General features: G+C 46.0%; 7 protein-coding genes. All 7 read right to left on the reverse strand.

Going from position 1 to position 12033, the window contains the following annotated elements; all coding sequences use genetic code 11:
* Positions 1-39: 39 nt before the first annotated feature.
* The 7 genes from QE390_RS22685 to QE390_RS22715 all read right to left on the reverse strand — a co-directional run bounded on the left by QE390_RS22685 (position 40) and on the right by QE390_RS22715 (position 11960).
* Positions 40-1071, reverse strand: a complete 1032-nt coding sequence (locus QE390_RS22685) for a histidinol-phosphate transaminase (protein WP_307144021.1) — start codon at positions 1069-1071, stop codon at positions 40-42.
* A 157-nt stretch (positions 1072-1228) separates the two neighbouring features.
* On the reverse strand, positions 1229-2371 hold the full coding sequence (locus tag QE390_RS22690; protein ID WP_307144022.1) for a TlpA disulfide reductase family protein: 1143 nt from the start codon (positions 2369-2371) through the stop codon (positions 1229-1231).
* 21 nt (positions 2372-2392) lie between these two features.
* Positions 2393-3979, reverse strand: coding sequence for a S41 family peptidase (locus tag QE390_RS22695; protein ID WP_307144023.1), 1587 nt, complete (start codon positions 3977-3979; stop codon positions 2393-2395).
* Positions 3980-3982: 3 nt separating this feature from the next.
* On the reverse strand, positions 3983-5956 hold the full coding sequence (locus QE390_RS22700; RefSeq protein WP_307144024.1) for a TlpA disulfide reductase family protein: 1974 nt from the start codon (positions 5954-5956) through the stop codon (positions 3983-3985).
* 10 nt (positions 5957-5966) lie between these two features.
* Positions 5967-7334 carry a RagB/SusD family nutrient uptake outer membrane protein gene (locus QE390_RS22705; protein ID WP_307144025.1) on the reverse strand — a complete coding sequence of 456 codons (1368 nt, stop codon included), beginning with the start codon at positions 7332-7334 and terminating at the stop codon, positions 5967-5969.
* Positions 7335-7354: 20 nt separating this feature from the next.
* Entirely contained in the window at positions 7355-10924 is a 3570-nt protein-coding gene (locus tag QE390_RS22710) for a SusC/RagA family TonB-linked outer membrane protein (RefSeq protein ID WP_307144026.1), read from the reverse strand.
* 4 nt (positions 10925-10928) lie between these two features.
* The gene (locus QE390_RS22715; RefSeq protein ID WP_307144027.1) at positions 10929-11960 is read right to left on the reverse strand and encodes a FecR family protein; all 1032 of its coding nucleotides are present in this window, start codon (positions 11958-11960) and stop codon (positions 10929-10931) included.
* Positions 11961-12033: the final 73 nt, after the last annotated feature.

Here is a 12033-nt window from a genome sequence, read left to right on the forward strand (position 1 = left end):
GATCTCCGTATCGATGCTTTCGATACGGAGATTAGGGAATTAAGAATGGATAGTTTTAAGAAGCTGGCAAAAACTCTTCATCTGATCCCGCGTTCCAAGACTGAGACGGCACCAGGTTTTTCCGTCCAAAGCCATGGTCTTGAGAACATAGCCTCGCTCTTTAAAGTATAGCTCAAAATCTAGGGCAGGCCCTGTAATACTGAATAAAATGAAATTGGTAAAGGAAGGAATGATTTCATAACCCATTTCAAGCAAAGCCTGCGAAACCTCGTTTCGAACCCGATGATTTTCTGCAATGTAAGACTCATGAAATGGCCGGTCTTCCAGAGCTGCGAAAGCCGCCTGAACGGCAATGTTGCTCAACATCAGACCATTATAAGCCATTATTTCCTGTAAGGGTTTCAAAAAACTTGGCTGACCCAGCATATAACCAATGCGTAACCCTGCCAGACCGAGACCCTTAGAAAAAGTTCGCATGATGATAACATTGTATCCTTCCCGTAAAAGCGAAGCCATACTCGGGACATCAACGGCCAGATCAAGATAGGCTTCATCTACCACGACGGGTACTCGTTTACTGATACGCTTGCAAAATTCTACTAACTCAGCACTCGGAGTGATGCTGCCCGTTGGGTTATTAGGGTTGCAGACGTAAACCAGACGAGTTTCTTCCGTAAGGGCGGCTTCCATAGCGGCCAGATTGTGTGACCCATTCGATAAGCAGGGAATACTTACGCAGTTGGAACCCATGCCCTTAACCGCATTCCCCAATAAAGGAAAGGTTGGACTGGGCAAAATCAGAGTACCGGGATTTTGAAATAACCGTAAGGCGATCTTTTCCAGCAGGTCAGAAATACCGGCACCTAACTGAACTTGTGCTGTAGGGACTCCTTCGTACGCAGCGATGCTGGCCTGAAGCCGGGGTAACTCGCTGAACGTATACCGATTAACCGAGGAAAGGGCTTGAAGAATGGCCTTCTGCACGAGCGGAGAGGGACCATTGGGGTTCTCGTTAGCATCCAGCCGAACTGGCTGAACGATCGAAGGTTCCGCTAAAAATTCTGAAAACATGATAGATTGATGAAGTAGTCGGCTTAGGCCGTTCTGTGTAAATGTACTACCTATTTCAGACACGAAGCAAAGCTTACCGTGATAAGGAGGAAAATAAATAAAGGCCCCTCAAAAAGAGACCTTATTAGTCCTACACTTAACCAAAACTAATTGAATATTATTGGCCTAGTAACTCGGCAAGCTTCGTGTTCAAGGCTTCGCCCCGCAGGTATTTGGCAATGATTTTACCTTCTTTATCAATCAGAAAATTCATGGGAATGGCTTCCACTTCATAAAGCTGGGCAGCGGGACTATCCCAGCCTTTTAAATCCGATACCTGAGTCCAAGTCAGGCCATCGTCTTTAATGGCTTTCAGCCACTTTTCTTTACCTTCAGGTTTGTCCAGCGATACCCCCAAAATGGTAAAGCCCTTGTCTTTGAACTGATGATAAGCTTTGATTAAATTCGGGTTTTCGCGGCGGCAGGGAGCACACCAGCTGGCCCAGAAGTCAAGTAATACGTATTGACCTTTATAATCTGAAAGCTTAACGGGTTTACCAGCCACATCGTTAAGGGTAAAATCAGGAGCTAAAGAACCTTCCTGGGTTTTCTTGACCTTCTGGATTTTCTCGGCTACATCTTTTCCCAGATCAGAATTACGGACGGCAGCACTGAGTTTAAGAAAATCTTCTTCCGCCTTACGGGCATCGAATTCAGGAGGTAAGGTTGAATTGAAAGCCATCAAAGCCATGAACTGATCGGGGTGACTTCTGACGTATTTCATTTTTACGTCAATGATCTCGTTTTGAATGGCTGTTGCCCGATCTTCCAGACTCTGGATATACGTTTTATCCGATTTTTTCTCTTCGGGCTGTTTATTATACTCGTCGTTTAAAATCGTGTACTTGTCGTAATGAGGCTTCAGCATGGCGTTTACCTTGGTATTCTCATCATTCAGTTTCGAACCCTTAATGGTCGCATGTTTAATGGAGTCCTTCGCCGTTAGGGTAATTTCAGTATCCTCAACAAACAAGGCCAGTACGTCAAATTTGGGGCGTTTGGTCGGATCGTTCGGCGTATTGTCATGAACGAGCCGGATGTTCGCTTCCTTGGGTGAATCTACTTTCCCTTTAAACGTGAAGTTGCCATCCGTAAGAAAGGTTGAATCTACGAAAGACTGATTCGTTCCCCGGATTTTGTAATAGAGATATGCTTTGGCCGGCTTATTCAGATGACCGACTTTACCTTTGATGGTGTAACTGCCCTGGGCGTAACTGCTAAGCTGAGCGAGTAGGAGAGCAGGAAGAATGAATCTTTTCATGACTAATCAGGGAAAAACGATTTAATGTTGTGAAATCTGTAAGTATTGTTCGTATTGTTTGGGCTTTTTGAGAATAGCAATGGCCCTTAGGTAACTGCCGTTTTCGCTGTTCAGCATCCGTTGGTAATACGTGTTACTACCAAAAAGCTGGCTGGCAATTTGAGCTTTCAGGTGTAACTCAGCCATAGTCTTCAATCGTGCTTGGGTAGCTTCATTACCTTTAGGGGTGATTCCCATTTTTGCCAGGCGTTCCATTAAATCCGCTGGAAGCTGGAAATTTTTTTCATAGGACTGGAAATCAGGGTATTGTTTTTGAAGCGTTGCCCGATTTTGATCCATGTATTCAAAAGCGATTTGACTAATTATACCCGAACCCACCAGTTGCTGGAAGTAAGGAGAAAACTCCAGCGTATCAATCGGAACGAAGACATCAGGCATAATGCCCCCGCCCCCGTACACGGTTCGTTTACCTACGAGGGTTTTATACTTGAGGGAATCCGGAAAATGAATGTTCTGGGCATCCGTTAACTCCCCACTTTTCAGTCGGGTCGTCAGGTTGTCTTCGTAAGCATGGCCGTGGTAAGGTTTCTGAATAGACCGTCCTGCTGGAGTGTAATAACGGGCACCCGTCAGTTGCAGCACCGATCCATCCAGTAAGGTCACGGGCTTTTGCATCAGACCTTTTCCAAAACTCCGCTGACCTACTACCACGGCCCGGTCCCAATCCTGTAAGGCTCCGGTTAGAATTTCACTGGAAGAAGCCGTGGACTGATCAATCAGAACCACCATGTTCCCCGTCATGAACTGCCCCTGACCTCCAGTATAATAGTAATCTTTACCGCCATCACGGGGCACACTATAGAACACGAGTTTTTCCTGATTCAAAAATTCATCGGCGGCACCGATAGCGGCCTGTACGTAACCACCCCCATTCCCCTGCAAGTCTAGAATCAAGCTTTTCATTCCCTGGGCTTTCAGAGCGTTCAAGGCCTGATCAAGCTCGGAACGGGTAGTAGTATTGAAAATGCCCAGCGAAATATAGCCAATGGTTTTATCGACCATGTAATAGCTCCGGATGGATCTATTGGGGATGGTACCCCGAGTGAGTGCTACGGTTAAAGGATCAGGGGAACTGCGACGAACAAGTGTTAGGGAAATAGGTTGCCCTTTCTCTCCCCGGATTTTCTTCATAATGTCGAGATTCGAAAGCCCATTCCCGGCCAGTTGCTGACCGTCAATGGCAATAATCCGGTCTCCGGCCCGCAAACCCGCTTTTTCGGCGGGGCCTTCCGGTACAATCTGGGTAATAAACAGACTGTCATTTTGCATGAGGTACTGAATGCCAATTCCGGCGTAATTTCCACTCATGGCTTGATTCATGGCTTCGGCTTCTTTCCGACTCATGTACTGCGAATGCGGATCAAGCTCCTTAATCATGGCTCGAATGGCAGCATCCGTTAGCTGTTCATCATCGGTGGGATCGACGTAATTGGCTTCAATCGCTCTTAAGGCCGAAGCAAACTTTTCTTTGGGATTTACCTGAGCATTCACCCCTGAAATCGTTAGTAAGCCTAAGGCCAGGGCCAGGTAACATGTGGTCGTATTCATGGCTTATTTCTCGGACTTAAGGATTTCAATGACCGTAGACAATTCGTCCACCAGCTTACTTGGACTACCCGAGTAGCCTTCGGAACTATACCGCATCATGCCATTTTTAAGCACAATTTTCCGAGGAATGCCTGACGAATTGAAGCGGGGTGCCAGCGTGCTGAATACCGCGTTTTGCTCACCTGTTTTCTTATTAATTCCATCGTGTAGAAGGTTAAAACGATAGCCCATCTTCTTGATATAGCCTTCCGATTTTTCCTTGTAGTTATCGTGTTGCATGGTTCCCACGAAATAAAAAGCCACTTCCGGGTCTTTGGCATATTTATCAACGGCTATTTGCATACCGGGAAAGGCACTAATACAGGGTTTGCACCAGGTAGCCCAAAAGTCAATTACTACGATTTTGTCTTCCCAATCACTGGAACGCACCAGCTTTCCTTCGGGGTTTTCCAGAGCAAACGGCATGATTTCTTCATTGAGTAAATGCTGTTTGACGTACGTTTCCAGTTCGGCTTTTTCTTCGTCCGATTTTAGGGAAGACAAGTACGTCTGGAAACCATCAGCGGAGCCTTTTTTCTTAGCAAATTCCGACTGTAATTTTTCCAGCATTAGTGGGGTAAGAGCATTCGCTTTAGCACACGATTCCAGAAAGGATTGAATAGGAGATCCCGTTTTTTCGAGTATCTGAAGGTAGGTTTCGTTGAACTCGGCATTGGCGTATTTCCCTTTTTCCGAAAAATGGTTGAAATAGGATTCCGCCTCCTGATCTTTTCCCAATTCATGCAACAGACTCAGGTGAATGTATAACCGCTCATCCAGTTGATTAGCGGCCTGTATCTGGGCATCTTTGGCCGTGAAAACGTTCGGTTCTTCGTACGAGCCATCCTTTACGTTCTGGATCAGATGCTTGATGAAAGGTGTTGAAATCAAGTTAATACTATCCAGCGGAAGCATTTTGAAAGTAAATGCACGATGAATATTCCAGCGAGCAATTTCATTGGTTGTTTTAAAATCAAGCTGGGGAAGCAAAGCCAGGAGTGGACCAAACTGACGAGTTTCGAAATAAGCCGTTGCTAGGTTTCGGTGAACTTCGTAATAAATAAAAGCCTGGTTAGTAGCGTTTTTCTTCCATTCGTCATAAGGAAACTTCTTCAGAAAACTTTCTGATTTACTAATCATCTGTTCCCGAGATTTTGCTCCTATTAACTCATGAGAAGCGGCCAATCGGGCATAAGGCCCCGTAGGGTTACCCTGAATGACCGATTGTTCTATTTGATCGGCCCGGTTTTTGTCTTTCAAATCATATCTATAGTACCGAGCCAACTCCAGGCGATCCGCTTCTGATAAGTCAGGAATGGCTTCCAATTTGGCGAGTAATGCCGGAGCTTGCTGCGTAAAAGACTTACCCAGAATGGCTTTTTGCATGGTTAGGTACATAGGAATGAAGTGCTTTACCCGAGCGGGTTCTTTTAACTCCGTTTGGAGGGCTTTCTGAAGTATTTCTGTTGATAAGGCAGGTTGCATATCATTCCAAAAAAAGGGCATATGGCTATCCAGAGTAGGCATCTGGAAGATAACGGAAGCCAACGCACTACCGGGTAAAGTCTGACCTGTGGAGCTAACGGTTGTCAGTCCATAACTTTTCTGAATATCCAGTTGATCGGGCCTGAAAGGGGATCCCTGAAAAAACCGAAAGGCAACAAAGGCAGTTGGGGCGGGGATCAAAAGTTGTCCCTGATAGAGATTGCCTTTTGATTCCAAAGGCAAGTCCACTCGTGTCCAGGAATAATTTTGGTAGAGTAACGCCTCCCCTAAAACGGGTACACCCGCCTTTAGCGAACTGCCTTGGGGTGAATACTGCACTTGAAGCGTCTTCCCCGCTACTGGTTTTTGCGGGGTAAGCGTGAGTTGCTGAGCCTGCAAGCCCTTACTGAGCAGAAGGGCCAGACAGGCAAGAATAACAAAAGGAGATTTCATATAGGAAAAATTAACGGTCATTTTGCTGAATCTCAGGATTGAGATCAATGTATTTCGGTCCAATCGGGTAGACGTAGCGATTGCTGGCTGGAGCCAGGGTATAACTTACATTCTTGTACGTTCGAGTGACCGATTTGGCCCATTGGCTTTCCAGACTTAGCCGACGTTGGTCGAGCCAGCGAAGACCGGTTCCCATGAGTTCCCGGCGACGTTCGTCTAATACGTACCCAAGAGCCTGCTGAGCGGTAGTGGCCTGTAAAGCTTTATAATTAGCCGCCGTGAAGCGTTTGGCACGCAGGGTATTGAGTACCTGAAGGGCCTGATCAGTCTGGTTATTCCGAGCAAAGCCCTCGGCCTGAATTAACATCATCTCGCCAACGCTAGGTCCTGAGTTAATAGAAAAGTCTACAGTCAAGCGTCCTTTATAATATCCCCTTCCCACAATGTTCGGGGCAAAAGCCGTACCGACCCGCGTAAAGAGCATATAGCGAAGATCGTTTGTGTCGAATAGCTGTAATAAAGCAGGATTGAGCGGAATATTAGTATTAAATAAGGCCGATTTCGAAAGAATGATTTCCGGGTTATTCAGGTGACGGGGATATTGCGTAGGGCTGGTCTGATAGGTAGTTAAATCAACCAGTGTGTTCTGGATTTCCAGAGCCTTACGGGCATTTTCCTGAGCCAGTGCATACTCCTGACGCATCAGATAGGCTCGGGCCAATGTGGCATAAGCCGCGGCTTTTCCGGGGTGGGTATTTAAACTCGGATAAGTAGGTAAAAAAGGCAAAGCTTCGGCTATGTCCTTGAAAATCTGTTGATAAACGGTTTCCAGGGATACCCGATTTAACTTTTGGAAAAGATCAGGAACGAGTAATAAGGGAACCCCGAGAGTGGTGTTTGCTTTATCTTTTTGGTAAATCGGTGCGTAAAGATTAATCAGCGTGAGGTAGGCATAGGATCGTTGCACCTGAGCTTCCGCATAAATCTTATGCTTTGCTTCGTCGGTTCCATTTTCGCTGGTCATTACTTTAGCAAGCACCTCATTGCAGACGTAGATCTGGTTATAAAGCTGATCCCAGCCCGCGTCGCTTTGCGTAGCGTCGTAATAGTTTTCGGCCCAGGTATAGACATTACTCTGGTCCGTGGTTAGACGGTTTTGGGCGGCCTGATCGGCCCCGGCATCAATATCATCACTCGAAAGCATAGGTAATGAAGGCGTTGCTGTAAAAACCGTATAGTTATTTAAAAGAGACTGAAAATCAGAAGTATATTTCAGAAGTCGGTTGTTACTGTTATTGATTTCAATCTCCACGTATTTCCGGCATGACGAAGTCATGACCAATAAGGAAACTGATAAAATCGAGATGTATTTTTTCATGTTCATATTGGCTAGGATCATTAGAAAGAAGCGTTTAGGCCGAAGAAAAAGCTTGTTACCGGAGGAAGGTTAGCGTAGTTATTCGTGCGGTAATACTCGGGATCAACGCCCGCTTTATTCTTCACCCAAATCAGACCCAGGTTACGAGCCGTTACGTTCAGACTGGCTGATTTTACGGGTAACTTTTTTAGTAGTGATTCGCCCAGTTGGTAACCCAGTGAAAGTTGCTGAAAGCGAATATGACTGGCACTCTCCGTGAGAAGATCGGAAAACTTATATCGACTTACGCTGTTATAACTAATGTTGGCCAGACCGGGTACGTTGGTGAAAGCTTCGTCCCCGGGCTTTTGCCAGCGAAGAGCCAGATCTTTCTGAGTTCCCATCAGTCCTGAAAGAGCAGTTGCTTGATAATCAGGATAGTTATCTATTGAAGGACGACGGAAGACGTGTCCCATGGCATAGGTAAACCGAACCGCCAGCGTCCAGCCCTTGTATGAAAAGTTATTAATGAAAGCTCCAAAATAGGGTGCCGTTGTCCGACCCACATATACCAAGTCTTCACGAGTTAAGCTATTGACACCGACTTGATCCGAAACGATTTCTCCACTTTTATTATAAATCTGTCCTTGTCCGCGGTTATCAAGGCCAGCCCAGCGATACGCATACAGGTAATCCGTAGGCATTCCGTTTAGAAATACATTACTCAGGATCTGCCCCACGGTAGTTTGGTTAAATCGGGTATCGGTAACTTTATTGGTGTTGTAAGAAACGTTGAACGCAGAGGACCATCGGAAACCCCGGTATTGAATTACTTCTGCTTTCAAGCCTAGCTCATAACCATGATTTTCCATGGATGCCGAGTTAAACTTAAGCGTAGACCAGCCGTAGGTAGAATTGTAAGGAAACTGTCCGAGAATATCCGTAGATTTTTTCTTATAAACATCAAAGTTTCCCGAGAGGCGATTTTTAAGCAGTACAAAATCGAGTCCTATGTTACTACTTGCCGTTTTTTCCCAGCTTAATTGACTATTGGCGGGCGTTGAAATGCTGGCATAAGCTTCATTCGTGAGGTTATCAGCTCCAAACGTATTAATTAAGGTGCTGTTGGAGGTAGCGGTTGGAATGATTCCGGCTATTCCATACGTGAGGCGAAGCTGTAAATCGTCAAAAAACGAGACGGTATTCATGAACGATTCGGACTTGATATTCCACTTAACGCCCGTAGACCACAGGGGACGGGCCCGGCGACTCCGTGAAATGCCGGCGAGCGAATAATCATCAAAACGAATACTAGCCGATAAAGAATAGCGATTATTAAGAAATGAAAGTCCCGCATTACTGTAATACGACAGGTACCGCATGCGGTCATAGGTAATTGCTCCGTCGTTATAGCCAAGGATGCTGCTATATCCGTCAATGGTGGTGTAAGCCATAGAAGGATTAAAGGCCAGTGAACTACGGGTATCGGCATTGTATCCGTAACGCGTTTGCTGTTGGTCATTATTGAAGGTCTGCCGAATTTCACTGCCCGCTACCATGTTTAACTGAGCAAACTGATGCCAGCTCTTGTTGATATTGAACTGTCCACGCAACGAATAACTGTCATTAATCTGGTTTCTGCTTATCATCGAACCTCCGAACGGTATACCATATACGATGCTGCCCGTAGTGGGGCTGATGCTGGTGGCATAGTTGAGTCGGTTTCGCATGTTGTAACTTTGCAATTCGTCAAGACTCACACCGTTTACCAGATTTCGCTGCCATTGTCCGGCCACAGTCAGATCGAGCCAATCCGTAAGCATACCCGTTAAGTCTGCTCCAAAGCGAAGGCGATTTTCCTGCGTGGTGTATTTCGAATAATTCAATTCATCAATAGGATTGTACCCATAGGGCAGGTAACCCTTCTTTTCAAAAGCCTGGGCGACATCCTGCCGATACACGTAATACCGTTGAATGTGATTTCCCTGAGCGTCTTCGAGTAACTCATAGGGACGAAGGCCCAGGTTACTTGTGGTAATGGCATTAATAGCCGCTGAATTATTGATGCTATTACTAATGTTATAATTGAGGCTGGTGTTGAGTCGAAGGCGGTTCTGAAAAAACTGGTTACCCAGATTAGCCGTCACAAAGTAACTTTCGGATTGATTGCTGCGAAAAACGGGAATATCCTTACTGTAATTCGTTGAAAGGTAATAAGTGCTATTCGGCCCACCTCCTGAAAGAGAGAGGTTATACTGCTGGGAAATTGCGTTTTGTAAAAGCAGTTTACGAATTTGACCCTGATTATTAATCCCCGCAAGAGCACTTAAGGCCGAATCCCGCTGACTAACCGTTGCTGTGCCCCGATCCACCCGGAACATCCATTCCAACGCATCACTGAGGGGACGATTCTGGTTGAAATTCATCCAGGAAGAATCCCATTTGGTTGGGTCAGAATAAAAACCACGGTCTTTGAGCTCTTTTTCAAGAGCGATGTATTCCGCACTGCTCATGGTTGTTAAACTTGACAAATCAGCGGGACGAGAGATGCTCAGGTTCTTACTGAAATTAATGGAAGAGGTATTGGGCCGGCCCTTTTTTGTTTCAATCACGATTACGCCGTTGGCGGCCTGTGCTCCCCAGATGGACGTAGCGGCGGCATCTTTCAGAACGGTGATGGAAGCAATGTCTTCTGGATTGTAACGACTTAAAATGGCCCCCGCCGTATACTGGGAAGTACCACGGCTGGTTAACTCAGGATCAATGGCCGGGAAGCCATCAATGACAATGAGTGGATTGGTATTTGCACCTGATCCAAAAGAATTTACACCCCTAATCTGGATAGTGTTCTTGCGGACATTAAAGTTTACGCCAGGCATGGCTCCTTCCAGACGCTCCATCAGGTTAATGCTGGGAACATCTTTAATTTCTTTGGTTACCTGGCTAAAAGAACCCGTAGCCCGCTCTTTTGGAATTTTCTGATAACCCGTCGAGAGAATTTCAATTTGTTTTAATTCCTGCGTGTTTTCTTCCAGGATGACGTTAATCATGGTTCGGTTACCAACGGCCACCCGCTGCGTAACCATCCCGACAAAAGATACCGTAATGTGCTGGGTGGGTTGCTTGAGCCAAAGCGTATATTGACCGTCGCTATTGGCAGTTACGCCGACATTTCCCCGGTCGGATTTAATCGTTGCCCCAATCAGTGGTTTGCCGTGACTGTCGGTAATCGTGCCGCGAATGGTCTCGATGTAGGCAGACTCTGGCTCGACGGTTTCTGTATAACCAGGTGCGGAAGTCTCCACTCGGTTCTTCGAGGGTTGGTCGCGGGTATCTTTAATCAGGGTGTAGTAATTGTGCTGAACGTATAGAAATAAGAGTTTATTGGGGTAGAGAATTTCCTTTAGTACATTCTCTACTGGCTGGTTTTTTGACAGCGGCGTTTTGAGCTGAACATACATATTATCGGTCAAGTGTTCGGCGTAGGAAAACTTGGTTCCGTAAAAAGCCTGGATTTTGGCCAGAGCCTGTTTCAGGGTGATCCGTTGCTGAGCGAAGGCAGCCGGACCCGTTAGGAGTAAGCAGACAAGGAACAATAAGGGTTTTTTCATAAACTTAGGGGGTATGTATAATCAGATGCTGGTGTTGCCTTTCGATTTTTACATCAAATACTTTTTCAATCACGAATAAAATGTCGTCCGGATTCGCCGCCGGAACCGTTCCATTCAACCGCTTGCTCAATAATTCTGGCTTGTCAACAGTGACGGTATAGCCATAGGTATCTTCCAGTATGCCCACTACATCAGCCATGGTATATCCGGTAAGTTCAAGCTCTTTGTTAACCCAGGCCGCATTCGCCTGCGGACTGCGATCAAGAGCCTGCAACTGGCTGGTTCGGGCATCGTAGCCCAGACTTTCTCCCGGTTTGAGGTAACGGACGAATACGCCGGGTTTTTCAACTTTGACGCGTCCTTCCAATAGTGATATTTCCGTTTTCTGCCGCCGTGACTTGACGTTGAAACGAGTTCCTAACACCGTCAGATTTAATCCATTTACGTGTACTCGGAAGGAATCAGACTCCTGTACCCGGTTTTGAATAGCCACGTGCTTGACGTGAAAAGAAACTTCGCCTTCCGCCCATATTTCGCGGGGTTTGCTAGATTTCCAGTTCCGGGAATAGTGAATTTTCGAATTACCGTTCAAGACCACTTCCGTCTCGTCCGGCAGGGTAATCGTGCTGAGTTGTCCAAAAGGAGTTTCTACCTGCTGATCTCCCAATTGGATAAGTTCACGGCCTGCGAAAAAGACCAGAACGACTGCCGCCGCCGCTGAAGCCCACTGCGTGGCCCGACGGATCGGGCGGATGTATGTTCGCTGGTAAAGCTCTTTCTCTTCAATCTTTTCCCATAATTGTCCCCAGGCTTCCGTTTCAGATTGCTGAGGAATGTATAGAGGCTGGTTTTGCAACCATTCAATCCATTGCCGGGCTTCTTCTACAAAAGGACGACGATCAGGATAGGTCCGTAATAGCTCCTGCCAGAACTGCTCTTTTTCGGACGTGGGATGTTTTACACTGTCAACGAACGTTTCATCCTTAAAGAATTCGATCGTTGTATAGGTCTGATATACTTGTAATGCTTCGTTCATGGTCTCTTCAATTAGGTATACACACGGAATTTTTAATTTATCCCTTCTTTCAGAATAAAAAGTTGAAATTTTT

The sequence above is a fragment of the Siphonobacter sp. SORGH_AS_1065 genome (genome assembly GCF_030818595.1).
Classification (GTDB): Bacteria; Bacteroidota; Bacteroidia; order Cytophagales; family Spirosomataceae; genus Siphonobacter.

Coding starts and splice junctions, on each gene's coding strand:
- QE390_RS22685 (WP_307144021.1), bottom strand. CDS start 1,071: ATGTTTTCAGAATTTTTAGCGGAACCTTCGATCGTTCAGCCAGTTCGG.
- QE390_RS22705 (WP_307144025.1), bottom strand. CDS start 7,334: ATGAAAAAATACATCTCGATTTTATCAGTTTCCTTATTGGTCATGACT.
- QE390_RS22690 (WP_307144022.1), bottom strand. CDS start 2,371: ATGAAAAGATTCATTCTTCCTGCTCTCCTACTCGCTCAGCTTAGCAGT.
- QE390_RS22700 (WP_307144024.1), bottom strand. CDS start 5,956: ATGAAATCTCCTTTTGTTATTCTTGCCTGTCTGGCCCTTCTGCTCAGT.
- QE390_RS22715 (WP_307144027.1), bottom strand. CDS start 11,960: ATGAACGAAGCATTACAAGTATATCAGACCTATACAACGATCGAATTC.
- QE390_RS22710 (WP_307144026.1), bottom strand. CDS start 10,924: ATGAAAAAACCCTTATTGTTCCTTGTCTGCTTACTCCTAACGGGTCCG.
- QE390_RS22695 (WP_307144023.1), bottom strand. CDS start 3,979: ATGAATACGACCACATGTTACCTGGCCCTGGCCTTAGGCTTACTAACG.